Annotated in this window: 21 protein-coding genes and 1 pseudogene; 12 read left to right on the plus strand and 10 right to left on the minus strand. The window is 65.8% G+C overall.

Annotated elements, in window-relative coordinates; all coding sequences use genetic code 11:
* Positions 1-115: 115 nt before the first annotated feature.
* From DBR22_RS23350 to DBR22_RS23360, 3 genes are read right to left on the minus strand one after another with little or no spacing between them, the layout of a single operon-like run.
* On the minus strand, positions 116-1,822 hold the full coding sequence (locus DBR22_RS23350; protein WP_108600927.1) for a helicase HerA-like domain-containing protein: 1,707 nt from the start codon (positions 1,820-1,822) through the stop codon (positions 116-118).
* Positions 1,823-1,826: 4 nt separating this feature from the next.
* Positions 1,827-2,393: a GNAT family N-acetyltransferase gene (locus DBR22_RS23355; protein ID WP_108600928.1), complete on the minus strand. Its 567-nt coding sequence runs from the start codon at positions 2,391-2,393 to the stop codon at positions 1,827-1,829.
* A gap of 3 nt (positions 2,394-2,396) precedes the next feature.
* Positions 2,397-4,373 (minus strand): FAD/NAD(P)-binding protein, encoded by a 1,977-nt coding sequence (locus DBR22_RS23360; protein ID WP_108600929.1) that lies wholly within the window; start codon positions 4,371-4,373, stop codon positions 2,397-2,399.
* 284 nt (positions 4,374-4,657) lie between these two features.
* On the opposite strand from DBR22_RS23360, the gene DBR22_RS23365 reads away from it, so the two are divergent.
* From DBR22_RS23365 to DBR22_RS24075, 7 genes are read left to right on the plus strand one after another with little or no spacing between them, the layout of a single operon-like run.
* A complete protein-coding gene (locus DBR22_RS23365) occupies positions 4,658-5,758 on the plus strand; it encodes an amino acid ABC transporter permease (RefSeq protein WP_258229432.1) in 1,101 nt (366 codons plus the stop codon).
* Positions 5,755-6,585 carry an amino acid ABC transporter ATP-binding protein gene (locus tag DBR22_RS23370; protein WP_108600930.1) on the plus strand — a complete coding sequence of 277 codons (831 nt, stop codon included), beginning with the start codon at positions 5,755-5,757 and terminating at the stop codon, positions 6,583-6,585. The genes DBR22_RS23365 and DBR22_RS23370 overlap by 4 nt, the downstream gene beginning before the upstream one ends.
* 11 nt (positions 6,586-6,596) lie before the next feature.
* On the plus strand, positions 6,597-7,634 hold the full coding sequence (locus DBR22_RS23375; RefSeq protein ID WP_108600931.1) for a transporter substrate-binding domain-containing protein: 1,038 nt from the start codon (positions 6,597-6,599) through the stop codon (positions 7,632-7,634).
* A complete protein-coding gene (locus tag DBR22_RS23380) occupies positions 7,631-8,467 on the plus strand; it encodes a DUF1684 domain-containing protein (protein WP_108600932.1) in 837 nt (278 codons plus the stop codon). Before DBR22_RS23375 ends, DBR22_RS23380 begins: the two co-directional genes overlap by 4 nt.
* On the plus strand, positions 8,464-9,534 hold the full coding sequence (locus DBR22_RS23385; protein ID WP_108600933.1) for an LLM class flavin-dependent oxidoreductase: 1,071 nt from the start codon (positions 8,464-8,466) through the stop codon (positions 9,532-9,534). The genes DBR22_RS23380 and DBR22_RS23385 overlap by 4 nt, the downstream gene beginning before the upstream one ends.
* A 10-nt stretch (positions 9,535-9,544) precedes the next feature.
* Positions 9,545-10,921, plus strand: a complete 1,377-nt coding sequence (locus DBR22_RS23390; protein WP_108600934.1) for an NtaA/DmoA family FMN-dependent monooxygenase — start codon at positions 9,545-9,547, stop codon at positions 10,919-10,921.
* A complete protein-coding gene (locus DBR22_RS24075) occupies positions 10,918-11,079 on the plus strand; it encodes a hypothetical protein (protein WP_181365311.1) in 162 nt (53 codons plus the stop codon). The genes DBR22_RS23390 and DBR22_RS24075 overlap by 4 nt, the downstream gene beginning before the upstream one ends.
* A gap of 7 nt (positions 11,080-11,086) precedes the next feature.
* Here the strand turns inward: DBR22_RS24075 and DBR22_RS23395 are convergent, their stop codons facing one another.
* Positions 11,087-11,659, minus strand: a complete 573-nt coding sequence (locus DBR22_RS23395) for an SRPBCC family protein (RefSeq protein ID WP_108600946.1) — start codon at positions 11,657-11,659, stop codon at positions 11,087-11,089.
* A gap of 123 nt (positions 11,660-11,782) precedes the next feature.
* On the minus strand, positions 11,783-12,763 hold the full coding sequence (locus tag DBR22_RS23400) for an ABC transporter substrate-binding protein (protein ID WP_108600935.1): 981 nt from the start codon (positions 12,761-12,763) through the stop codon (positions 11,783-11,785).
* A 9-nt stretch (positions 12,764-12,772) separates the two neighbouring features.
* Between DBR22_RS23400 and DBR22_RS23405 the strand changes: the two genes are divergently transcribed.
* Positions 12,773-15,349 (plus strand): PxKF domain-containing protein, encoded by a 2,577-nt coding sequence (locus DBR22_RS23405; protein ID WP_146187650.1) that lies wholly within the window; start codon positions 12,773-12,775, stop codon positions 15,347-15,349.
* 88 nt (positions 15,350-15,437) lie between these two features.
* On the opposite strand, the gene DBR22_RS23410 is transcribed toward DBR22_RS23405, so the two are convergent.
* Together DBR22_RS23410 and DBR22_RS23415 are read right to left on the minus strand one after the other, a co-directional pair.
* Positions 15,438-16,139 (minus strand): type 1 glutamine amidotransferase domain-containing protein, encoded by a 702-nt coding sequence (locus DBR22_RS23410; protein ID WP_108600937.1) that lies wholly within the window; start codon positions 16,137-16,139, stop codon positions 15,438-15,440.
* Between the two features lie 58 nt (positions 16,140-16,197).
* On the minus strand, positions 16,198-17,082 hold the full coding sequence (locus DBR22_RS23415; protein WP_108600938.1) for an aldo/keto reductase: 885 nt from the start codon (positions 17,080-17,082) through the stop codon (positions 16,198-16,200).
* Positions 17,083-17,225: 143 nt separating this feature from the next.
* Here DBR22_RS23415 and DBR22_RS23420 point away from each other — a divergent pair, with 143 nt between their 5' ends.
* From DBR22_RS23420 to DBR22_RS23430, 3 genes are all read left to right on the plus strand, one after another.
* The gene (locus tag DBR22_RS23420) at positions 17,226-18,215 is read left to right on the plus strand and encodes an LLM class flavin-dependent oxidoreductase (RefSeq protein WP_108600939.1); all 990 of its coding nucleotides are present in this window, start codon (positions 17,226-17,228) and stop codon (positions 18,213-18,215) included.
* 356 nt (positions 18,216-18,571) lie between these two features.
* On the plus strand, positions 18,572-21,220 hold the full coding sequence (locus DBR22_RS23425) for a trehalase-like domain-containing protein (RefSeq protein WP_108600940.1): 2,649 nt from the start codon (positions 18,572-18,574) through the stop codon (positions 21,218-21,220).
* 31 nt (positions 21,221-21,251) lie between these two features.
* On the plus strand, positions 21,252-22,703 hold the full coding sequence (locus tag DBR22_RS23430; protein ID WP_108600941.1) for an MFS transporter: 1,452 nt from the start codon (positions 21,252-21,254) through the stop codon (positions 22,701-22,703).
* A 52-nt stretch (positions 22,704-22,755) separates the two neighbouring features.
* Here the strand turns inward: DBR22_RS23430 and DBR22_RS23435 are convergent, their stop codons facing one another.
* The 3 genes from DBR22_RS23435 to DBR22_RS23445 all read right to left on the minus strand — a co-directional run bounded on the left by DBR22_RS23435 (position 22,756) and on the right by DBR22_RS23445 (position 25,181).
* Positions 22,756-23,682, minus strand: coding sequence for an AEC family transporter (locus tag DBR22_RS23435; protein ID WP_108600942.1), 927 nt, complete (start codon positions 23,680-23,682; stop codon positions 22,756-22,758).
* 51 nt (positions 23,683-23,733) lie between these two features.
* Positions 23,734-24,159: an aspartate 1-decarboxylase gene (gene panD, locus DBR22_RS23440; protein ID WP_181365312.1), complete on the minus strand. Its 426-nt coding sequence runs from the start codon at positions 24,157-24,159 to the stop codon at positions 23,734-23,736.
* Between the two features lie 83 nt (positions 24,160-24,242).
* The gene (locus DBR22_RS23445) at positions 24,243-25,181 is read right to left on the minus strand and encodes a LysR family transcriptional regulator (protein WP_108600944.1); all 939 of its coding nucleotides are present in this window, start codon (positions 25,179-25,181) and stop codon (positions 24,243-24,245) included.
* Between the two features lie 153 nt (positions 25,182-25,334).
* Between DBR22_RS23445 and DBR22_RS23450 the strand changes: the two are divergent.
* Positions 25,335-25,540 (plus strand): annotated as a pseudogene (locus DBR22_RS23450) (amino acid permease); the annotation flags it as partial.

The following is a 25,540-nucleotide window of genomic DNA, read 5'->3' on the forward strand; positions in this document are numbered from 1 at the left end:
CCCGCGGAACACAGGTGTAGCCGCCGTCCCGCTGGGTGGCGTGCGGCGGTCCTGGCGGCGGCTTTCCTGACGGCCGACGGCGGGCGGCCAGGGCCCGGAGCATCCTACGGATTGCCTACCGGCGGCGCCGGGACGAGGTGCCGAACACTCCACGGAGCAGTTCCCGGCCGAGTTGGGTGCCCATGGAACGGGCCATGCTTTTGAGGCCGCCGCCCAGGGCCCCACCCAGTGCTCCGGCCAGATCGCCCATCATCCCGCCACCTGCCGGGGCCGCGGGTTCGGGTGCCTGCCGCCGGGGTGCACGCCCGGTCGGTTCAGCTTGGGTGGCGCGGTCCGGCGCTGGCGCCGGACGGCTGCTGGGCCGGCCCAGGATTTCCTCTTCGATCCGGCGGGCCTCGGCATCGACGTCGGCCTGGCCGCGTCCCGGAACCGGGGGCTCGCCGGACGCGGCGTCGCCGGTGGGCGCTGCGGCCTTGCCGTTGAGCTTCTCGTACGCGGAAACGTTGTCCACCGCCGTGCCGTATTTGGCGAGGAGGGCCGAGCCGGCCACCGTGCTCTTGATGAGTCCGTCCGTGCTGGGTCCCATGACGGATTCGGGGGCGCGGAGCCGGGTGAGCGCCACCGGCGTGGGCGCCCCCTTCTCGTTCATGACGGTGATGACTGCCTCGCCGATCCCGGCGGAGGTCAGGGTTTCTTCAAGGTCGTAGTCACTGACCGGGAACGTGGACACCGTGGCCTTCAGGGCCTTGGCGTCCTCCGGGGTGAAGGCGCGCAGCGCGTGCTGGATGCGGTTGGCCAGCTGGCCCAGAACATCCGCGGGAACATCCTTGGGGGTCTGCGTCACGAAGAAGATCCCCACGCCCTTGGACCGGATCAGCCGGACTGTGGTGGTGATGGCATCGAGGAAGGCCTTGGAAGCGCCGTTGAACAGCAGGTGGGCCTCATCCAGGAAGAACACGAGCTTGGGCTTGTCCAGATCGCCGGCCTCGGGGAGGTCTTCGAAGAGGTCGGCCAGCAGCCACATCAGGAAGGTGGAGAACAGCATCGGCTTGGTCTGCAGCGTGGGGAGTTCCAGGCAGGTGACAACGCCGCGCCCGTCCGGGGCTGTGCGGAGCAGCTCCGCGGTATCGAATTCCGGTTCGCCGAAGAACTTTTCCAGGCCCTGGGCTTCCAGATTGATCAGTTCGCGCAGGATGACGCCGGCGGTGGCCTTGGAGAGCCCGCCCAGCTCCTCCAGTTCGTCCTTGCCTTCGGCCGAGGTGAGGAACGAGATGACGGCGCGGAGGTCCTTGAGGTCAACGAGTTCGAGGTTCTTCTTGTCTGCGAAGTGGAAGATCAGCTGGAGGCTGGATTCCTGGGTGTCGTTGAGCTCCATCACGCGGGAGAGCAGGATAGGGCCGAAAGAGGTGATGGTGGCCCGCACGGGGATGCCGTTGCCATCGCCGCCCAGGGCAAGGAACTCCACCGGGAAGGTCTTGCCGGCCCACGCCTGGCCGATGCCGTCAGTGCGTGCAGTGAGTTTCCCGCTTCCCGTGGCCGCCGTGGCCAGGCCGGACAGATCGCCTTTGATGTCCGCCAGGAAAACAGGAACGCCGGCGGTGGACAGCTGCTCAGCCATCATGTGCAGGGTTACGGTCTTGCCGGTGCCGGTGGCGCCGGCTACGAGGCCGTGGCGGTTCATCATGGCAAGCGGCAGCCGGACCTGGGCTTCCTTGTGGACTTCGCCGTCCACAATGGCGGCACCCAGCTCAATGGTGGCACCTTCCAGGGTGTAGCCCTTCTGGATGGTGGCGAGTTTCTCTGCAGTGGATTTGTTGGCCATGCGGCTAGCTTAGCCGGGGCGCCGGAAGATCCTTGGTGAAAGCGAGCGACTTAACAACTTCCGGATCCTCGTTGAGGTCGAACTGCGGCTCGTACCCGGAGGTGAGGTACAGGTATTTGGCTTCGGGTTGCCGGGGGCCGGTGGTCAGGTAGACGCGGGTGTAGCCGCGGCGGGCGGCCAGGGCTTCCAGTTCGGCCAGCACCAGCCGGGCCAGCCCCCGACGGCGGTGGGCGGAGTGGGTCCAGATCCGCTTGAATTCTGCCGTCCCCGGCCCGTAGTGCCGGAACGCGCCGCCTGCGACGGAGGTCCCGTTCGCCTGGACCACCAGCAGCGCTCCGCCGGGTCCCTCAAACTCCGACGCCGGGTACCGGTTGAGCTCGTCGGCGGCGGCGCCGCGGCCAAAGAGATCGCCGTAGCGGGAGTCGTATTCCACAGCGAGCTCGTCCAGGAGCGGCCGTACCCGGGGATCGTGCATGGGCAGATCCAGCACGGTCAGCGCCGCAGCATCGAGGGCCGCCGGGGCCGCTTCAGGGATGCGACAGGCACCGGGAGTAAAGGTTTCGACGTCCATGCTTCAGGTCCTTCCGGCGGCGAGGGGTTCGGCAGGGGCGTCCTGCCGGATTGAGGATACCGGGGCCAGCCCGGCGGCGGTGGTCAGGATGGTCCGGGCCAGGGCATCGTTTTCCCGGAAGGGCGCGGCATTCGTGCGTGGCCTGGCAAAGGCGCCCGCGCCCCAGCCTGATGTTCCCGGACCCACTCCGAACAGGCGGCGGGCGGTCCGCCCCCGCTGGTCCCGGAGCTGATGCCGGTCCGAGACCAGGAGCTTTCCGGTGGAGTGGATGCCGTCGGCCGTGAGCAGCTGCTGCTCGGTGGCCAGCCCGGACAGGTGGAGGGATTCAAGCAGCGGGTTCAGTGAGCGGGCCACCGACGTTGCCGGCAGGCGCGCCTCGATGAAAGCCCTGGCCCGGACAGTGAAGCCTGTCTGCGATGAGCCGGCCACAAACTCCCCGGTGGACTCATCCGCGCTGACGGCAAGGCCCGGTCCCAGGAAGTGCAGCAGCCCGGCCCTGTGCAGGGCAAGCATCTCCCGGAGCCGGCGGGGCGGCGGGCCGGAGTCGACGAAGCTGAAGAAACCGTGCCACCAGCCATGCACGGCCTGCTGGGAACGGGCGTTAAGACGGTCAGCCGGGACCAGCCGGCCCAGATCCATATAGACCTTCAGCAGAGCCAGGAACAGCGCCATGGTTTCGGGGTGGTCCGGACCGTCGCGGAGGGCCAGATCGTGCCCGATGTAGCCGGCCACCGCTGCCTGGACTTCCGGGGCATCGGTGAATTCCCGCCCGGTGAACGGACGGTCCAGCCGCTCAAGGTCAAGGTGCAGGGCGGGATCGGGCACTGTTTCCGCCACGAGTTCCTCGCGGGCGCTGCTGTACCAGTCGAGCTCCTCGAAACGGGCGGCAAACTCCTCCCAGGACGCACCTACCCGCTCCGGGCTGCCGGTGAACAGCTCCCGGTAGTAGCCGTAGCCGGCTTCCTTGGCGATGAGCGGCCAGAGGTGTTCACGGAAGTCCAGCTCGGTGTGGCGTTCCAGCAGCGAGTCGAGGGCGCGGGCGGTGAAGAAGCTCAGGGCACCGGGCGCCTCACCACGAAGGGTGGAGGAGATCTTGGAATGGTAGGGCACCCCGCGCCGCGAACCGGCCCATAGCCTGGGCTCCCGTCCGGACGCGCGGTAGGTCAGGCCGCCGTCGGGCGTTTCCTCGAACCGGCCGCCGCGGCCTTCCATCAGCAGCACCAGCAGGTCAACAAACGCGAGCCCCATCCCGGCAACGATCACGTCCTGGCCCGGGGCAAGGGCTGAATAGTCGACGTCGGTGGTGTAGCTGGGTGGCGCGTGGAAACCGCCATGCCGGGCGGCGAAGGCTGCCCACGTGGCCGAGGCTGCGTCCGGCCGTGAGTCGGTGTGGCCGAGCGCCGTGACCACGACGTCGGCCCGCAGGGTCCCGCCGGTGGCCAGCCGAACGAGGTGGGGGCCGTCGTCGGACGTTGCGCCGGTAGCGGAGGTGCGGCCGGCGGGCTCGATGGAGAGGGCAGTGGTGCGGTGTACCGTCACCTGTCCCCCGAGGGCAGCAGCCGCGCGGCGGAAGAACCACTCCAGGTACTGGCTGTTCAGCTGGCGGGTGGGGAAGGTGCCTCCGGTGAGGGACTGCAGCTGGTGGCGGAGGGACCGCGGAAAGTCCGGCACATCGGTGATGGAGCCGTCCAGGATCCCGGCGGCCCACCCGGCAAGTCCGGGACCGTCCACGGCCGGGCCATCACATTCCACGGAGGAGTCAGTGAACATGGTGACGTCCGCGGCTGTCGAGTTGAGCATGAGTCCCGGGTGCTGGTCGTACCGCCAGATCCGGCCGGAGCCCGGCTCGTACGGTTCCACGACGTGGATATCCAGCGGGCCGGCGAACAGCCCGGGCCGGTTGGCAGCCATACGCTCCAGCACCCCTGCGGTGCGCGGGCCGCCCCCGACGAAGACGACGGTCGGTGCGCTCGCTGGCATGGGAACTCCTGATCGGGACGGCGTGCTGGCAGTGGGTTGAGTGCCCATGCTAGGCAGCCGGTCCGACGGCGGTCGAGGGGCCGGTAACGCCCGTTAACTCCGCGTCGCCGGGCGTTGCAGGACGTAAAAAACCGACTCATGACCTTGTGCGAAGCCCGGTGAAGTAATGCAACTTGCCGCCTTGCTGCCCCTTTCCGCACCGCCCTAGATTTGCAGCCAGCACCCGGACCAACAGGTTCCGGCGACCGGATACACAAACAGCCAGTGAAGAAGCGAGGTGGCGCATGAGTTCAGCAGTAACCAAAGTGGCCCAGCCGGCAGAGCCAGCAAAAGCAGCAGGGCCGGCCACCGGACAGACGGCCACCGAACAGACGGCAGCCGATCCGGCAACGACTGCGGCGGGAGCCGCCGGGGTGGGGACATCCGGCCCGTCCGGACCCGGCTCGCGACCCCGCCGGCCGGCCACCGACTACTCCGGATTCCCGCTGGTGGGCGCAAAGCATCCATGGCGCTGGGTGGGAACTGCCGTGGTGGCCCTGGGCGTCTTCGGCATCGCATGGTCGCTCGCCACCAACCCGCGGTGGGAGTGGGGCGTTGTGGCGCAGTGGTTCACCGCGCAGTCCGTGGTCAACGGCCTCCTGGAAACCCTGAAACTGACCGCCATCTCCGGCATCCTCGGGTTCGTCCTGGGCTTCATCCTCGCCCTGATGCGGCTGTCCGCCTCGCCGCTGCTGGTCTCGGTGTCCTGGACCTTCTCGTGGATCTTCCGGTCCACTCCGCTGCTGGTCCAGATGCTCCTTTGGTACAACCTGGGTTACCTCTACGAGAAGATCAGCCTGGGGATCCCGTTCACGGACGTCCGGTTCTTCGAGGTCCAGACCACCACCCTGATCAGCCAGTTCGCTGCGGCGGTACTCGGCCTGACGTTGAACCAGGCGGCCTACTCTGCCGAAATCATCCGCGGCGGCATCCTCTCCGTTGACCAGGGGCAGCTCGAGGCGGCAGCCGCGCTGGGAATCCCGGCGTGGCGCCGGTCCACCCGGATCGTCCTGCCGCAGGCCATGCGCGCCATCCTGCCCACGGCCTTCAACGAGATCATCGGCCTGGTGAAGGGCACCTCGATCGTCTACGTCCTGGCCTATTCGGAGCTGTTCTACACCGTCCAGGTCATCTACAACCGCACCCAGCAGGTGCTGCCGCTGCTCCTGGTGGCCACGCTCTGGTACGTGGTGATCACCTCGGTGCTGAGCGTCTTCCAGTACTACATCGAACGGCACTACTCCAGGGGCGCTGTGCGCAGCCTTCCGCTGACGCCGCTGCAGAAGGCCCGGAAATTCTTCGCCACCCACGCCGTGGCACCCAACCGTGCAAGGAGCCCGCGATGAGCACCGCCACCCAGAGCCTCCCGGAAACTGCCACCGCCCCGGAAGCCACCCGTGGCCTGGTGGAAATCACGAAGGTCCGCAAATCGTTTGGAACCACCGAGGTCCTCAAAGGCATCACCCTGACCGTTGAGCCCGGGGGAGTGGCCGTCATCGTGGGACCGTCCGGCTCGGGAAAATCCACGCTGCTGCGCACCATCAACCACCTGGAGAAGGTCGACGGCGGCCACATCGCCATCGACGGGACGCTGGTGGGCTACGAAGTCCGTGGCCGGCGCCTGCACGAGCTGCGCGAGAAGGACATCCTGAAGCAGCGCACCGAAATCGGCATGGTGTTCCAGAACTTCAACCTGTTCCCGCACCTGACCGCACTGGAGAACGTCACCGAGGCGCCCGTCGTCGCGCAGGGGCGTTCCAAGGAGGAGGCGCGCCGCCGCGGGCTTGAACTCCTGGACCGGGTGGGCCTGAAGGACCGGGCCGGCGCCTACCCCCGCCAGCTCTCCGGCGGCCAGCAGCAGCGTGTGGCGATTGCCCGGGCGCTGGCCCTGGACCCCAAGATCCTGCTGTTCGACGAGCCAACCTCCGCCCTTGACCCTGAACTGGTCAACGAGGTGCTGGACGTCATCCGCGAACTGGCAAAGTCCGGCACCACCCTGATCATCGTCACCCACGAGATGGGGTTCGCCCGCGATGTGGCGGACACCGTGGTGTTCATGGACGAGGGCCAGATCGTGGAACAGGGCAGCCCCCAGGAACTCTTCACCAACCCCCAGGAACCACGCACCCGGAGCTTCTTCTCCAAAGTGCTCGAACCGGCTTTCAACATCTAAAGGAACTCCCCATGGCATCTTTCACCAGCCCCCACCGCCGCGTGCGCTCCCTCGCCACGCTGCCCGCCGTTGTACTTCTGGGAACCGCGGCACTGTCCGCCTGCGCCGACCCGGGAGCCTCAGCCTCCGGAAGCAGTGCAACTGCGACGGCGGCACGCAACGGCGTGGTTTACAACACCGCACCGGACCAGCAGCGGATCCGGGCAGAGAAGGACGCGGCGCTCGCCGCCACAGTCCCGGAGCTGATCGGCAAGGACGGCAAGCTCACCGTGGCCACCACGGCAGGTTCCATTCCGCTGACCTTCCACGCCACTGACGACAGGACGCCGATCGGTGTGGAGCTGGACCTCGCCCAGCTCGTGGCGGACAAGCTGGGGCTGGAACTGGACGTCCAGATCACCTCGTGGGAGAACTGGCCGCTGAAGACCCAGTCCGGCGATTTCGAAGCGGTGTTCTCCAACGTGGGCGTCAACAAGGACCGCGTGAAGCTGTTCGACTTCGCCACCTACCGCGCGGCGTACATGGGCTTCGAGGCCAAAAAGTCCGCCACCTATGACATTAGGGGCGCGGATGACATCTCCGGGCTGAAGGTTTCCGTGGGCTCAGGGACCAACCAGGAGAAGATCCTTCTGGCCTGGAACAAGGAACTCGAAGGCAAGGGCAAGGCTCCGGCCGTCCTGCAGTACTACTCCACCGATGCGGACACCATCCTGGCACTCTCCTCCGGCCGGACCGACCTCAATATCGCCCCCTACCCGTCCACCGTGTACCGGGAGAACACCCGCGATGACCTGAAGGTGGTGGGCAAGGTGAACGCGGGCTGGCCTTCCGAGACACTCGTGGCCGCCACCACCCTGCGCGGCAACGGCCTGGCTCCCGTCCTCAGTGAGGCGCTGAACTCCGCCATCCAGGACGGTTCCTACGCCGAAGTCCTGGAACGCTGGGGACTCTCGGAGGAGGCCCTGCCGGAATCCAAGACCATCACCGAGGAATCCTTTGCGGCCGCCCAGGCTGCTGCTACCGCCGCTGCTTCCGGAAAGGAATCATGAACGCACTACATACTCAAACCGCCCTCGCATCCTTCGACGCCGACTGGCAGGAATGGCACGCAGCACACGAACGCCACCGTGCGCACCCGCACGGCTTTCTGGCCGTGACCCACCTGCACTGGCTGGGCAGCGAAGCCGCCCGGCTGGAAGGTGCCCCGGGCACCTGGAGCGCGGAGGCCGACGTCGTCCGCGTAGTCCTCGAGCCGGCCGAAAGCCTGCAGCGGGACGGGCAGGAACTGAACACTGCCGCCGGGGCAGCGCTCGAATTCGGCCCGATTGAGGAGCGTGGCGGCCTCAACCTGGTGTCCGGGGATACGGTCATTGAAGTGGCCAAGCGCGGCGGCGAGTACATTGTGCGGCCGCGGAATCCGGAGAACGGTCTGCTGCGCGAATACCAGGGCACACCGGCCTACTCGCCGGATGCGGCGTACGCCGTCCGTGGAACCTATGTGTCCTTCGAGGCGCCGCGGCTCACCACAGTGGGTGCCGCCGTCGAAGGCATCCAGCACGTCTACGAGGCGCCGGGCGAGATCCGCTTCAAGCTGGCGGGCCAGGAACTGGCGCTGACCGCGTTCAACGGGCACGCGCCGGGTTCGCTGTCCGTGCTGTTCACGGACCAGACCTCCGGCAAGACAACCTATGCGGCCAACCGCTCGCTGTCGGTGGTGCCCGCGGCGGACGGTTCCGTGGAGCTCGATTTCAACCGGGCGGTGAACCTGCCGTGCGCCTACACGGACCTCGCCACCTGCCCGCTGCCGCCGGCCGAAAACCGGCTGCCGGTGGCCATTGAAGCCGGCGAGAAGATCCCCTACGAACGTCAGGACCAGCAGTGAGCAGAGCAGCATCGTCCAAGGCAGGGTTCTTAGCCATTGAGCTCGACGGCGCGGGTTGGGATGGCGGGGATTTCGCGAGCCTCGCCGAAGCCGTCCTCGCCGCTGAATCCGCTGGCTTCCACGCCGCTACCTTCTCCGACGCGCCGGTTCCCGGCCGGGTCAACGCGCTGCAGCGTGCGGCCTTCGCAGGGCCGGTGACGCGCAGCATCGCCCTGGCACCCGAAGTGGACACCGTCTACACGGAGCCATTCCACGTCTCCACCCAGCTGGCGAGCCTGGATTATGTCTCCTGCGGCCGTGCCGGGTGGATCGTCACCGCAGTGGAATCGCCTGAGGCGGCTGCCGCCGTCGGACGTTCCGCCGTGAGTGGCACCGCAGTGGCGCAGGAAGCCGCGGCGTCCATCGAGGTGTCCCGCAGGCTGTGGGATTCCTGGGAGGACGATGCCGTGATCCGCGACGTCGCCACGGGCCGCTACCTCGACGTGGACAAACTGCACTACGCGGACTTCGAAACGCCTGCAGAATTTGCCGGGCCAGCGTACTCGGTGAAGGGTCCATCCATCATTCCGAGGCCGCTGCAGGGTCAGCTGCCTGTGATCGCCGCGGCGTCGCTGGTGGGCAGCGGCCAGGTGCCCGCCGACGCCGTTGACGCTGTGCTGGTCACCGCGCCGACGCCGGAACTGCTGGCCGCCGAGGTGCGCGATGTGCGTGCCCGGATTGGGCCGGCTGTGGCAGTGATCGCCGAGCTCGACGTCGTCCTTGACTCACGAGGGCAGGCAGCGGCGGAGCGTTCGGCCGGGTCTGAAGACGGCCGTGCACGGTACGCGGGCAGCCCAGCAGGCCTCACGGACCTCCTCACGGATCTTCTGGCAGAGGCCGACGGCGTCCGCCTGCACCCGGCGTCGCTCGCCGTGGAGCTGGACGAACTGTCCCGGCTGGTGCTGCCGGAGCTTCGGCGCAGGGGCGCGCTTCGGCCGCCCGTCCAGGACGGCACCTTCCGTGACCTGCTGGGGCTGACACGCCCGGCCAGCCGCTACGCAGCCGCCGCCGTCGGCGCCGGAAAATAAGGGGAAAACCATGACCCAGCACAACCGTGCTAAATCCGAGGTTTTTACACCCTCGGGCAAGATCCAGTTCGGCATCTTCTTCCAGGGAGTCAACTCCGGCACCATCTGGAAGGCGGCCGAATCCGGCTCCCAGACCGACTTTGAGTCGTTCCGCCGCATCGCGCAGACCGCCGAGCGCGGCCTGTTCGCCGCCTTCTTCCTGGGCGAGGGACTTCGCCTGCGTGAACACCTGGGCCGCCCGCATGCCCTGGACGTTGTGGGCCGTCCGGACGCCCAGACGATGCTGGCAGCCCTGGCGTCGGTGACCAAAAACATCGGGCTGGTGGCCACCCAGAACACCACCTACAACGATCCCGCGGACCTCGCGCACCGGCTCGCGTCCCTTGACCTGATTTCGGGCGGCCGCGCCGCGTGGAACATCGTGACCACGGACAACGCCTGGACCGGGGCGAACTTCCGCCGCGGGGGATACCTGGACCACGCAGAACGTTACAAGCACGCCGAAGCGTTTGTGGAAACTGCCAAGCGGATCTGGGACTCCTGGGACACCACGCAGGGGCCCGCCCGCCGCGTGCTCCATGAGGGCCAGCATTACACGGTGGATGTGACGCCGCGACTGCCCCGCAGCGCGCAGTACCGGCCGGTGCTTTTCCAGGCCGGCGATTCCCAGGAGGGCCGCAACTTTGCGGCACGCCAGGCGGACGTCATTTTCTCTGCCCACCCCAAGTTCGACGATGCCGTGCAGTTCCGCAAGGACCTCGTGGAGCGTTCGCTGGCTGCCGGCCGCGGCGCCAACGCCGTGCAGATCATGCCGGCAAGCGAGTTCATCCTCGCGCCCACGGATGCCGAGGCCCGGGAGAAGAAGGAGTGGGTGCGCAGCCTGCAGATCGGGCCGCAGCAGGCGGTGGCGTACCTGGAGCAGTTCTGGGGCCGTGAACTGTCGGAGTACGATCCTGACGGCCCGCTGCCGGAGATTGATCCCGTGGTGGAGGAGACCTCCGAGACCCGCGGCAGCGGTTTCCACGGCGCGAAGGCCCGCCAACTGGCGGACCAGTGGCGGGCGGAGGCCAAGGACAAAGGCCTGTCCATCCGCCAGTTCGTTTCCTCGAAGACGGCGCGTATTGACGCCACCTTCACCGGTTCGTACACGGCGGTGGCGGACCGGTTGGCGGAGTACGCCCGCGTGGGTGCGGTGGACGGTTTCAACATCTCGCCCTGGCTGATACCCACCGGCCTTGACGACATCGTGAACCATCTGGTCCCGGAACTGCAGCAGCGTGGTGTTTACCCCACCGAGTACGCGGGCAGCACGCTGCGGGAAAACCTCGGGCTGGACACGCCGGTGCGTTCTGCTGACGAAACTGCCGAGGCGGTCCGCGCGTCATGAGCGCGGTCCCCTTCAGCGGGTGGCTTCGGAGCTGCTTCAAGGCCGCGCGCCGCAGCTTCGGTGGAGTGTTCGACCTCGGCACTTCGGTGAGTGCCGCCGTCGACCCTTCCGTTGGGGGTGTCAGGTTGCAGCTGACGGTGTGGGAGCAGCGGCTGTAGGGTCCTGTCAGGTGTGGGTTTTCATCCGTGGCCAGGGGTACCGGCTGACAAACGTGGGCGGCGCAGGCCGGGGGATAGTGGAAAGATCCGCTCCCGGCCGCCGTCGTCGTAATTCCAGGGCGAGGGCTTCCTGCCCGCGGGCCATCGCCCACCGATGGTTCGCGGAAAAGGCGGGCCTGAGCAGCCAGCTGAGCCGGCGCAGCAGCGGTTTGGCGGCGCTGACCCGCCAGTCATAGGTGACAACCGTTTCCGGCCCGTCCTGTTCGAAGGTCCAGCGTCCTGTGCCGTTGAGGTCACCCTGGGCGGACAGTGCAAGTCCCTTTTCGGTGATGGGCTCGGTGACTGTGAGCCGCCACTTCAGGGTGTACGGCAGCCAGCCCTTGGTGTGGAGGAGGAACGTCTTTGCGCTCTCATCCGTGGTGCCTGGGTCCAGGGGCGCAACTGTCAAATAGACCGAGGGCCACCAGCGGGCCAGTGCCCCGGCATCACCCAGAATCTCCATCACCTCGTGCGGGGTCCCGGTCACTCGCCAGACGGTCAGAAATTCGTAGTCTGTGCTGCTTTTGGCATTGCCGCCCACTGCTGCCTCCACGATCCACGGCAAGGGATAGTTGGCCCAGAGTACTCATGCCGCCACATGTGGTCAACGGCGGATCCCCGCACCGCTGCTGCAGTGCGGGGATCCATTCGTCGGCAGGTCCGCTTACTTCTTGGGCAGGCCTGCCGGGTTCAGTTCGGACTTCTGGATGGCTTCCGAAGAGAGCCCCCAGCGGTCCAGGATCCTGGCGTAATCGCCATCCTCGATCAGCTGGTTGAGGGCCGCCTGGGCAGCAACCGCGAGCCCGTTGCCCTTCTGCGTGGTGAAGGCGATCTCAGCCGTCAGCGGCCAGCCGCCGTTCAGCGTGCCCACTTCCTTGGTTTTGCCGTCCTTCGCGGCCTTATAGGCGGCCGAGGCGTTCGGTCCGAACGTCAGGTCCGCACGGCCCGACTGGAGCGCCAGGGTCGAGGCGGAGTCGTCGTCGTAATACTGGAACGCCACCGGCTCGAGCCCCTTGGCTCTGTTCTCCTCGTCCCAGCGGACCAGGATGGCTTCCTGGTTGGTGCCGGAGCCCACGATGATGCGTTTGCCGGCAACATCCTTGGCTTCCTTGATGTCGCCGATGGTGGAGTCGGCCTTGGCGTAGAAGCCGAGGAGGTCGTTGCGGTACGTGGCGAAGTCGAACTTCTCCTTGCGCGCTTCGGTGACGGTCACGTTGGAGAGCACTGCCTCGTACTTGCCCGACTCGACGCCCAGGGGCCAGTCCGCCCAGGCGACGGGAAGGACTTCGACCTCGAGCCCCAGCGACTCGCCCACCGCGTAGGCAATATCCACTTCGCTGCCGATGAGGGTCTTGTTGTCCGTGGCGAAAAGAGTCAGCGGGGCCGAGCCGCCGGTGGTGACCACGGTCAGTTTGCCGTCCGTCTTGATGGCTTCCGGCACCAGTGCGGCAGCCTCCGCATCAACGTCCACCGTGATGCGGTCCTGTTCCGGGGCCAGGTTGAACGTCTTTCCTGCGGCGGTGGTGGAGCCCGACGACGGTGCTGACGCCGCCGTCGCGCCCGGGTCCGAGCAGGCGGCAAGCGCCAGCAGCGAGGTCACTGCGAGAGCTGCCCCGAGCGCCGGTTTTGTCCTGAATGTGGCCATGATTTCCCCTTGGAAGTTCGTGATTTTGTGCTTGTGGCAGCAACTATCCGGGAGTGCACGCACGGGATCAAAGGCCGCCGAAACGGTGCGATACCGGGAGTAACGGCGGTTAACCGGGCGTCAGGGGCGGTCATAAACCAAGTAGTGCTACTAGTGGCGCGTACGAATATGAGTACTCGCGCAAAAAAGACAGGTGCCCATTACGCGTGTGCCTCCTTGGGCCCGCCGCCTACGGTGAAACAACGTTGCGTCCACGGCGGCCGCAGTGCCATGAGGGAGGGCATTTTTATGAGGCTTTCAGAGGTAAGTGCGGGCGCGGGACCGGGCAGGAAACAGCCCCGGCGTGCAGGGTTCAGGGCGTTGGCTGCGCTGGCTGCGGGGAGCCTGCTTCTGGCGAGTCCGGGGGTGGCTTACGCGGACGATATATACAACACGCTTCCCATGACAGTCGATTCAGTCTCAAAGATCATGCCACTGAACGCGGGAGGTGCTGATGGCACCACTACATTGGCGCTGGCAACAAAAGATGGCGACGGAAAGAGCGGCTGCAACCTTCAGGGACAGACCACGCTCAAACTTGAGATCGTCTCTGACCAGCCGACGGTAGCCACTGTGTCACCCTCCGAAACAACCTTCACATCGTGTGGCTTCACTCAGCCGCTCACAATCAAGCCGCTCACCGGAGGATCGACGAATATCACGGCTCGTATAGTCGGCAACACCACCGGTTATTCCTTCAATACTGGCCCGGCAGCGTTCATCGTGAACGTGATAGCTGCGGCGCCTGCTAATACGCCTCCAAGTTTGGTCATCACCGGTCCCACTCTGGGCGGCTCCTCCGCCAAGGGCTCTGTTCCCGCCGCGGTTTGCAATGTGACTGACAAGGAAGACAACCCGCCATCATTCCTTGCCACACTCAGCGCGATCACCGGTCCGGATTCCGCTGACGGGATCGGAACGCAGGAGGCCACCTGCTACTACAAGGACTCCGGCGGAATCGAAGTCTCAAGTTCGGTGACGTACAACATCATCGATGCCACGGCACCGCTGATCAGTTACACCCTGACCCCCGCCAATCCGGATGGGCTCGCGGGCTGGTACCGCAATGCGGTCCAGTTGACCTGGACCGTCACCGAAGCAGACTCGCCTTTCAGCGTAAGGAAGGAGGGCTGCGTTGACCGTCTCATCGAAGCAGATCAGGCTGCTACGTCCTACTCATGCTCAGCCACCAGCAGCGGTGGCATTGCTACTTGGGAGACGGCGCCCATCAAGAAGGATGGAACGGCACCTACGGTTGAATACACGAGCGCAACCGGAACCTTGGGCAAGAACGGCTGGTACACCTCCGCCGTCGACGCGCTCTTCACCGGAACCGACACGATGTCCGGGCTGGCGACGGATACCCAGACGGTAACTTCCATTGGCCAGGGATCTGTAAAGGTTTACAGCCCCGCATTCACCGACAACGCAGGCAACACCACCGACGCCCGGGCTGATAGCGATACGTTCCAGATCGACTGGACTGCACCGCGTGTTGCCCTCTCAGGGGCTAGCCCCGCGTCTCCGAATGACTATGGCTGGTACAACACCGATGTCGTCGCCACCTTCAGTGGCTTCGATGAGACGTCGGGACTGCAATCAGAAGCAACACAGGAAGAGACATCAAACGGCGAAGGTGCCGCCGTGAAGGTCGACAGCCCGGCCTTCGAAGATGTAGCTGGCAACTTGAGCGCGGTGGGTGCCGACTCGGCAACTTACAAGATCGATAAGACTGCCCCGAAGGTGACCTCCACCGTCCTGTCCGGTACCACCGGCGCAAACGGCTGGTACACCAGCGACGTTGTGGTCGACTTCACCGGAAGCGACCAGCTGTCCGGGTTGCTTTCGGCGCCGGCAACGCAGAGCGTCAGCTCCAGCGGTGAAGGCCTCGTCGACGTAAGGAGCCCAATCTTCGAAGACTATGCCGGAAACGCCACAGAGGAAGGCGCGGTGACGGCGTCGTTCAAGATTGACAAGACCGCCCCGGAGGCCGAGTTCAGCTCAGCCGTAACCAGCGGGTACTACGGCTCCACTGCGCCGAAGCCCACGTGCATCGCTTCCGATGGAGGGTCCGGAATGGATGGCAGCTGCATTGTTTACGGCTACTCAACGTCGGTGGGCAAGCATAAGTTGACTGCCACGGCGACTGACCTGGCTGGCAACAAAACCACTATCACTCAGGAGTACGAGGTCCTCGCCTGGACCATCAAGGGTTTCTACCAGCCCATAGACATGGACGGCGTTTTCAACACCGTCAAGGGTGGCAGTACCGTTCCGGCCAAGTTCGAAGTGTTCGCAGGCGACAGCGAGATTACGGACGCTAGCCTTATGGCATTTACAGCGTTCAAGATCACCTGCTCAGCTGGTGTTGTCACTGACGAAATCGAAACCTTGGCTACAGCCGGAAGCACGATTCTGCGCTACGACGCTATCGGCGGCCAATTCGTCTACAACTGGAAGACGCCAACCGGGGCGGGCACCTGCTACAAGCTCGTCATGACGGCAAAGGATGGCAGCTCCATCAGCGCCAACTTCAAGCTGAAGTAGCAACGAACAACCATAGAAAAGTGGAGGCCCGGCCAGACGGCCGGGCCTCCACTTTGTGTCTTGATTGTGCCTTGAAGCAGGAAAACGATCAGGCAGCCAGGGCCTTCACCACTTCCTTCGCCACGGCCTCGCTGGACTGCGGGTTCTGGCCGGTGATGAGGTTGCTGTCGCGGACCACGTTGGAGCTCCACGCCGCCGCATTCTCGATAACGGCGCCCTTCTCCTTCAGGGCATCCTCAACCAGCCAGGGCGTGTTCTCTCCTGTGCCGCCGGTCAGCTCCTCCTCGTTTGTGAAAACGATGAGGCGGCGCCCCGCGAAGGCGAACGAACCGTCGTCGAGCGTTGCGCTCAGGAGCCCGGCGGGGCCGTGACAGAACGGGGCGATGACCTTCCCTGCCTTGTCCGCCGCAACGAGAAGGCGGCCGAGGTCGGCGTCCTTGTACAGGTCCGTCATGGGGCCGTGCCCACCAGGCATTACTACGGCGTCATAGGAGTTGATGTCGACGTCGGTCAGGGCCAGAGGCGCGGAGAGCTCGGCGTCGATCGACGCAAGGTAGTCCCGGAAGCCGTCCGCACGTTCCTCGCCGCCCGCCGATTCCGCTGCCAGGCTCACCTGGTCCACGGTCGGCCTCACTCCGTCGGGAGTGGCGATGTGGACCGTATGTCCGGCCGCCTGCAGCAGCTGGTGCGAAACCACAAGCTCCTCGGCCCAGAAACCTGTGGGATGCTCGCTGCCGTCCTTCATGGTGAGCGAGTCAGCGGCCGATACGACCATCAGAATGTTTGCCATGTTTGTGTCTCCTGTCAGTGCCGGTTTCACGCGGCTGAAAAAGTGCGGGTTGCAGTTCCTAGGCTTCGGCGAGGGCGCTGGACGCTTCCTCCAGCTCGGCGTAGGTTGCGTCATCGAGGCTGATTCCGGCCGCTGCCATGTTTTCTTCGAGGTGTTTCACGGATCCGGTCCCCGGAATCGGCATCATGACAGGGGAGCGGCGCAGCAGCCACGCCAAGGCCACCTGCGAGGTGGTGCCACCCAGACGCTTCGCCGCCTCGTCCAGCGGGCCGCCGGGCTGCGCGAGCTCGCCCGCCGAGATGGGTGCCCACGGAATGAAGCCGATGCCATGTGCCTCCGCGTACTCCAGCACGTCCTCGGAGCTGCGGTCGGTCAGGTTGTAGCGGTTCTGAACGGTGGAGACGGTGAAGTGCCTTCCGGCTGCCTCGAGCTCGGCCACGCTGACCTGGGACAGTCCCAAGGCCTTGACCTTGCCCTCGTCCTGCAGTTCACGAAGCACCCCGAACTGCTCCTCCGCGTCCACCTTCGGATCGATCCGGTGCAGCTGCAGCAGATCCAGCGTGTCCACCTTCAGCTTCCGCAGGCTCAGCTCGGTCTGCTGGCGCAGGTATTCGGGCCGGCCCACCGCGATCCACTGGTGCGGGCCGGTCCGGGTGAAGCCGACCTTCGTGCCGATCTTCAGCCCGCCCTTGTAGGGGTGGAGGGCTTCGGCCAGGATTTCCTCGCTGACGTTGGGCCCGTACGAGTCGGCGGTGTCAATGAAGTCCACGCCGAGTTCGACGGCGCGGCGCACCACTGCGATGGCGGCCTGCCTGTCGGCGGGCTCACCCCACACTCCGTCGCCCACGATGCGCATGGCACCGAAGCCCAGGCGGTGCACGGTTCCCAAATCCTTGAGGTCAATAGTTGCGGACAGTTCCTGATGGTTCGCGTCTTGGCTCATGAGGGCGGCAACACCCTCAGCATGCTGAGTATTCCGTAGCTCACAGGAGAAATAACCCGGCCGCCGCCGTCGTTGTCCACAATGTGCCCGCCGGAACCCGGCCGGCGAACCACTACGCAACGCATTGAAAGGCCGGCACCGACGTGACGCTTCCCCTCTCCATCCTTGACCTGGCGACCATTGGTAAGGGCCAGACGGCGGCGGAGAGTTTCGCGGGCAGTGTGGCCATGGCGCAGCGGGCCGAAGAACTGGGCTACCGGCGGATCTGGTACGCGGAGCACCACAATATGTCTTCCATCGCGTCCTCGGCCACCAGTGTGCTGATTGCCCACGTGGCGGCCCACACCAACACCATCAGGCTGGGCGCCGGCGGCATCATGCTGCCGAACCACTCGCCGCTGACCATCGCCGAGCAGTTCGGCACCCTCGAAACCCTCCACCCCGGCCGGATCGACCTCGGCCTGGGACGCGCCCCCGGCAGCGACCAGAACACCCTGCGCGCCCTGCGCCGGGATCCGATGTCCGCCGACAGCTTCCCGCAGGACGTCCTGGAACTGCAGGGCTACCTCACCGGCCCCACCCGGATCCAGGGAGTTGAGGCCACTCCCGGCAAGGGCACAAACGTTCCGCTGTACATCCTTGGGTCCTCATTGTTCGGCGCCCGGCTGGCCGCCCAGCTGGGTCTCCCTTATGCGTTCGCGTCCCACTTCGCCCCCACCGCCCTGCAGGATGCCGTGGCGCTGTACCGCCGCGAATTCAAGCCTTCAGCCCAACTGGACGCCCCGCACGTTATCGCCGGAGTGAACGTGATCGCAGCGGATTCCGCAGCTGAGGCGCAGGAAACGTTCCGGGCCACCAAGCGGGCCCGCGTCTCGCTGTTCTTCGGTGGCGGCCGCGAGTTCACCGACGACGAAGCGGACATGATCCTTGACTCCCCGCAGGGCCAGCACGTCTCGCAGATGATGACGTACTCCGCCATCGGCACCCCGGACGCCGTAATCGAGTACCTTGACGAGTTCGCCAAGCATTCGGATGCCGATGAACTCATCGTCGCGCACCAGAGCACCGGAACCGAGGCGCGGCTGCGCTCCGTGGAGTTGCTCGCACAGGCCGCCGGGCTGGTCCGGGTCTAAGAACCCGGCTGTTCGGCGGCGCCCTGCCCAGGCCCCCCGCCGCATAGCGTCACCCCCGGCACCGTTTTGGGAATGCACGACGGCGGTTCCCCGGAAACACGCGGGGAGCGCCGTCGTCGTGCGCCAAAAGCCTTCCCTGCGTGACATGAGGCCTGGCAGGGCTACTACCCGCTTTTCGACTTTTACACATACGTAATGCAGGAGACTTTCGCGGGAAACCGTCCGGGCGGAGAATGAAAAGTGCCCCCTCAGGAAGTCCGCTGGGGAATTCCCGAGCGGGGCACCACCCGGATGTCCGCCAGGAAAGATCCAGCGGCTGCTGCTCCGGGCAGGAATCTGCGTGAAGGGTTATGCAAATGCCTACACCGCTCAACCAGAGCGTGGCCGATTCCGCGCTCCTGACCAAGTCACTGCCCTTGGGCCTGCTCCGCGCGTTCGTCCAGTCCGACGCAGCCGACGAAGGCTTCACCCCCTCGTTGCTTGCAGAGCTCAAGGTCCTGGCCCGCGTTCCCGGACTGCTCGTGGCGTGCAACTACGGCGGAACCTTGTGCGACGCCGAGGGAATCTCCACCGAGACACTCCCGTTGGGCAGCGCCGCAATCGCCTTGCGTGCTTTGGCCGCACTGCCCAATACACACGCTGCCGTCATCTCCGGACGCTCACTGCGTGACCTCGCCGCGGTATCCCGGCTTCCCGCCGAAGTGCACCTCATCGGTTCGCACGGTGCCGAGGCGGACATGGGTTACGCCCACGTCCAATCCCTCGCCACCGAAGCCACCCTTCAAAAAATCAGTGCAGCACTGTCCGAGGCCGTGGGCTTCCACCCCGGAATCTGGATCGAACGCAAACCAGTGGCTGTGTCCATACACACCCGGCCGGCCACAGCTGACGTGGTGAAGACCGTCACCGACACGGCGCGGGACATCGCCAAGGCCCACGGCCTGTTCTTCATCGTGGACGGCTCCGTGCTGGACCTCTCCGTGGTAGAGCCGTCCAAGGCGGACGCACTCGAAAGCCTGAGGTCCCGGCTTGGCGCCAGCGCTGCCCTGTACGCCGGGGATGCCTACAGCGACGAGCTGGCCATCGCCACGCTCCGCGGTCCGGACATGGGCCTGCGCGTGGGGCCGGGGGACACCAGGGCCACCCACCGGCTGCGGGACCCGGAATCGTTCGCCCGGGTCCTGGCCATGCTCTTTGAACTGCGGCGCGCGTGGCTCTTCGGTGAGGACGCCGTGGGGCTCGAGCGGCACTCGATGATCGGCAACGGATCTTCCACCGCTTTGGTCACCCCGGATGCCAAGATCTGCTGGATGAGCCACCCGCTGCCGGATTCAGGCTCTTTGTTCGCGCACATCCTGGGCGGGGACGCCGCAGGGCACTTCACGGTGGAACCGGTCAAGCCCTCCCAGGTGCTCGGCCAACGCTATGTGGACAGCACCATGATTGTGGAGACCCGCTGGGCGGACGTCACGGTCACGGACTACCTCGAACCGGCGCCCGAGGGCATCACCAGCCTGGTCCGCGTGCTGTCCGGCACCGGCGGCGCCAAGATCGTTTTTGCGCCGCGCCCGGACTACGCCAACGCCCCGTTCAGCATGGAGGCCCGCGGCGACGAACTCCACGTGGTGGGAACATCGGATCCCATCATTTTGTTTGCCCCGGGCGTCAGCTTCACCATCACCTCGGACGGCCGCCACGCCACAGCCATGGCGTCGGTCAACCTGCAGGACGGGCCAGTGGTCCTTAACCTGCGCTGCGGTGATACCGAACCGCAGCTGGCGGATCCCGGCGGGGAGACCGATCGGCGCGCAGGAGTAGCCCATCATTCCCGGCGCTGGGTACGGGATCTCGAGCTTCCCTCGGTGAAACCATCGCTGGTCCGCCGCTCTGCGCTGGTCCTCCGTGCCCTGGTGCACGAGCCTACCGGGGCCGTGCTGGCCGCCCCCACCACGTCGCTGCCGGAAGGAATCGGCGGAACGCGGAACTGGGATTACCGGTACTGCTGGCTGCGCGACGGTTCCATGACCGTGAACGCGCTGGCGGACCTCGGGTCCACCACGGAAGCGGCCGGATTCCTGGGCTGGCTGGGCCGCATCCTCGAGCATGCGCCCGGCCCGGAATGGCTGCACCCGCTGTATTCGGTCACGGGTGCGCCGCTGTCCACCGAAGCCGTCGTCGACAGCCTGCCCGGGTACGCGGGCTCCCGGCCCGTCCGGATCGGCAACGCTGCGGACCATCAGGTCCAGCTGGATGTCTTCGGCCCCATCGCTGAGCTGATCCACACCGTCAGCGAACGGCACGGGACCCTCGCGGATGACCACTGGGAGCTGATGGTGCAGATGGCGGCCGCTGTGCTGGCCCGCTGGCACGAACCCGACCATGGCATCTGGGAAGCCCGCCGTCCCCCACGGCATCACGTCTACACCAAAGTGATGTGCTGGGTAACCCTGGACCGGGCACTCCGCACCGCAGCCCGGCACGGCAAGGAGCCGGCGCCCTCCTGGGAGCCCACGGCCCGCACCATCCGGGAGGAAGTCCTGCGCGAAGGCTGGGATGACTCCGCCAGGTCATACACCGTGGCGTATGACAGCCCGGACCTCGATGCCGCCGTCCTGCATATCGGCCTGTCCGGCCTGCTGGACGTGACCGACCAGCGCTTCCTGGATACCGTGACGGCGGTGGAACGGGAACTCCGGGTGGGGCCCACCGTATTCCGGTACAGGTACGACGACGGTCTGCCGGGTCTGGAGGGCGGCTTCCACATCTGCACCACCTGGCTGATTGAGGCGTACGTTGCCGTGGGCAGGATAGAGGAAGCCTGGGACCTTTTCGACCAGCTGGTGAACCTGTTCGGGCCTACCGGTCTGTTGCCCGAGGAATACGATCCCAGCACCGAAACACACCTTGGAAACCACCCCCAGGCATACTCGCACCTGGGCTTCATCCGCTGCGCCCGGCTCCTGGACGGGCACCAGGACAGGCAGGAGCCGCGGGCGCAGAACTAGGTGCCGCATCGTTCCGTCCTAGAGTGGAACGATGACAACAGAGGCCAATCCCGTGGGATTCCGCTCCGAACGGGGCCCGATCCTCATTGCCCTCATGCTGGCCACCGGGCTTGTGGCCATTGACGCAACCATCGTGGCCACAGCCGTGCCCTCGATTGTGGCTGACATAGGCGGGTTCTCGTCTTTTCCGTGGCTCTTCTCGGCGTACCTGCTGGCCCAGGCTGTCTCGGTGCCCATTTACGGGAAGCTGTCCGATATGGCCGGCCGCAAACCGATTATCCTGGCCGGTATAGGGCTTTTCCTCCTTGGTTCCATCCTCTGCGGCCTCGCCTGGAGCATGCCTGCCCTCATTGCCTTCCGGGCGCTGCAGGGCCTGGGTGCCGGTGCCGTGCTGCCCGTGTCCATCACCATCGCCGGTGACATCTATTCGCTCGAGGAACGCGCGAAAGTCCAAGGGTATCTGGCGAGTGTCTGGGCGGCGTCGTCCGTTGTGGGACCGAGCCTCGGCGGAATTTTCGCCTCCCTGGGAGCCTGGCGGGGGATCTTCCTGGTGAACGTCCCGCTCTGCCTGCTGGCGGGATGGATGCTGGTGCGGACCCTCCACGAGAACGTGGAACCGGCCAAGCACAAGGTGGATTATGCAGGCGCTGTCCTGCTGGCTGCCTCGCTCACCCTGCTCATCCTCGGCGCGCTCCAGGGCGGGCACAGCTGGGCCTGGGACTCGCCCCTCAGCATCGGCATTTTCGGCTCGGGGGCCGTCCTTCTTTTCCTGTTCATCCTGGTTGAGCGGCGGGCGGCCGAGCCTGTCTTTCCGCCGTACGTTGTATCGCGGCGGCTGCTCGGCACCACCGCCCTGGTCTCCTTCGGTGTGGGAACGGTCATGATCGGACTGACCTCCTACGTGCCCACGTTCCTGGACGGGGCCCTGTCAACGTCCCCGCTGGTCGCTGGCCTGGCCCTCGCAGCCCTGACCGTCGGCTGGCCGATCAGCGCCTCTCAGGCGGGCCGGTTCTACCTGCGGATCGGCTTCAAGTCCACGGCCCTGATCGGCATCAGCGTCACCGTCCTCGGCGTGGCGCTCCTCGCACTCACCTCGGCCACACCCAACGTGGCGCTGGTGGCGGGCAGCTGCTTCGTCGTCGGGCTCGGCCTGGGCCTGGTGGCGACTCCTACCCTGATCGCAGCGCAGTCCAGCGTTCCGTGGAATGAGCGCGGTGTGGTCACCAGCACCAACCTCTTCGCCCGCTCCATCGGCAGCGCACTGGGGGTGGCTGCCTTCGGCGCTGTCGCCAATGCCGTCTATGCAGGCGGCGGTGCGGAGGGTGGGTCGAACGTTGTGGCAGCGTCCGGGGCCGTCTTCCTGAGCGTCCTCGTCTGTGCTGTCCTCGCCGTGGCCGCGGTGATGGCGATGCCCGCCACCCCCGTCTCCGGCGACCCCTCCCGGCAGACGTTCGACCCTGATACGGCCTCCGAATCGCCTTAGGAGCGCGTGCCTTGAGGTTGCCGAACCGGCACTTGTCCGGACGCCGGGTGGTTCAGTTGAGCAGGAGGGCTACGCCGATCATCGCTGGTACCGCCACCACTGTGGTGATCAGGACGGTGTCCTTGGCTACGGTAAGCCCGGTGTTGTAGCGGCTGGCGGCAACAAAGACGTTCTGCGCTGTGGGAAGGGAGGAAATGACCACCACAGCAAACAACGCGTGCCCTTCCATGCCCAGGGCAAAGCGTGCAAAGACGTAGGCCATGGCCGGCTGGACCACCAGCTTGAAGGTGCTTGCCAGGACCGTATCGAAGCGCCTGCCGGCGGCAGCCTGCAAGGGCCTGCCGCCATTCAGGCTCATGCCGAACGCGATCAGCATGGCAGGAATCGCGGCGCCGCCGATCAGGTGGATAGGTTCCAGGACCAGCTCCGGAATTTCCCAGCCGGTACCCGCCACCAGAAGGCCCAAACCGGCGCCGACGATCATGGGATTCCGCAGGATCATCAGGACGAACCCCAGCGGTGTGGTGCGGTGTGAGCTGGTGCTGGCATCCAGGAACATCAGGAACAGCGGTGAGAAGAAGGCCAGCTGGAAGATCAGCAACGGAGCCACGTAGCTGGCGTCACCAAGAACGTAGATGGCGATGGGTATGCCCAGGTTGGCGGAGTTGACCAGGGAGGCCGCCATTGAGGACATCAGCGCTTCCGGCAGCGCCCGTTTCAGCCAGAACTTAACGATCGCAAAGAAGACCAGGGCGCTGCCAAAGGCGGCAACGGCCGTGACCAGCAGTGGTTCCGCGAAGACTGCATTCAGCTCAGCCTTGCTGAGGGTCTCAAACAGCAGGGCCGGGCTTGCAACAAAGAAGGTCAGTCCGCTCAGGACCTGGCGGCCGTTCTCGCCAAGAATCCGCTGCCGGCCCACAAACCAGCCCACCAGGATGATGAACCAGACCACAAAGAAGCCCTGCAGCACGCCTACCAAGAGGAACCCCCGAAGCTTCGGCGGTGATGGGTGCCCGGACTCACGCTCCGGCTACAGTGCGGCGTTGTTCAGGGCGAACGGCGGGCGCATCAGGCCGGGCGTGTGGCCCTCCGCCGGATCGTTCCCGATCTGGACAATCCTGTTGTCCCGGTCCACATGGACAACCTTCGGGGAGTAGGACTGAGCCTCGTCCGTGGTCATCTGGGCGTACGTGATCAGGATGACGATGTCGTTCTCGTGCATCAGGTGCGCGGCGGCGCCGTTGATGCCGATGACGCCCGAGCCGCGCTCGCCGGCGATGGTGTACGTCTCCAGCCGCGAACCGTTGGTCACGTCCACAATGGCCACGAGCTCGCCGGGGAGGATATCGGCAGCATCAAGGAGGTCCAGGTCAACGGTGACCGAACCTACATAGTGCAGGTCGGCGTGCGTGACGGTGGCCCGGTGGATTTTGGACTTGAACATTGTGCGATTCATAACAGCCACAGTCTAGCGCCGGGCCCCGCATCGCGCAGTGACGCAGGGAACACTACGGCCGGGCAGTTCCGGAACCGGCCACGCTAGGACGCATCCCCGGTGGGGACGCCGCCGTCGTCCGTCTGCGCCACGGATGCGGCCGCCGCAGCCAGCGTCTCCCGGGCCGCCAGGATGGCTGGGCGCTGGACACTGGAACGGCGTACCGAGGTGAAAATAGTGCGGTGCGGATTGCCGGGCAGATCCAGCAGCTGGGCGGTGGTGCCGCGGCCAATCCACACAAGGTCAGGCATCAGCGCCACGGCATTTCCCGATTCAATCAGCCGCATCTGGGCCTGGAGGTCCGCAGTTTCGAAGCGGACATCGGGTTCGAAGCCTGCGCTGCGGCAGGCCTGTTCCGCCCAGTGCCGGGAGGCTGCACCACGGGGCTCCATCACCCACGGCAGCTCTGCCGTGTCCTCCAGCGAGGTGATGGGTGGCTGGTCTGGAGACCTTGGCGGAACGGCAAGCCGGATGGCATCCGTGGTCAGCTTGATGCGGTCCAATTCGGGGTAGCGCGGGGCGGCGTGGCCCGGATACTGTTCGGCGATCACCAGGTCAAAGTCCCGTGCCCAGGTCTCGTGCAGCGCGGTTTCCGGTTCGCGCTGGATCATTTCAATGCGCACCTCCGGGTAGGCCGCCCCCATGCGCGTGAGGGTATCCGGCATCAGCGCCAGTGCTGCGGACTGGAACACCGCTATCCGGACCGTACCTGTGACGGTGGTGAGGGACGCGGCGAGGTCCGCTTCAGCCTGCTCCATGGTCTCAAGCAGCTGGGCGGTGTGGGCCACGAGGACCTCCGCCTGGGGCGTCAGCTGTACACGCCGCCCGGTCTTCCGGAGCAGCTCCACGCCCACTTCCTTCTCGAGCAGGGCCAGTTGCTGAGAGACCGACGACGGGCTGTACTGGAGCGCGTCTGCCACCTCCGCAAGGGTGCCCCGGATCTTCAATTCCCGGAGAAGCCTGAGGCGGCGAACATCAAGCATGAGGAATTCCTTACCGAATCTAATGAATATTGGTTAGAAGTAGTCACTTTATCTAATGCAATCATGCTTGCATACTGTTGGGACTGAGTTGCCTCCGTCACAAGTGCTGCCAGCGACCGCCGTGACGGGCCCCCACCCAAGCAGGAGTTCCTGATGACCACTAAAGACATGTCCCAGTCGATCATGAGGCGCAAGCCCATTGACGACATCGAAGAAGAAAACAAGCACAGCGGTCTGTTCAAGTCCCTCGGGCTCTGGCAGCTCACCGCCATCGGCGTCGGCGGCATCATCGGCGTCGGCATTTTTTCCCTCGCAGGACTGGTGGCGGCTGGTAGTGAAGACACTCCGGGTGTGGGGCC

The organism is Arthrobacter sp. HMWF013 (genome assembly GCF_003061105.1).
In the GTDB taxonomy this organism is placed as follows: Bacteria; Actinomycetota; Actinomycetes; order Actinomycetales; family Micrococcaceae; genus Arthrobacter.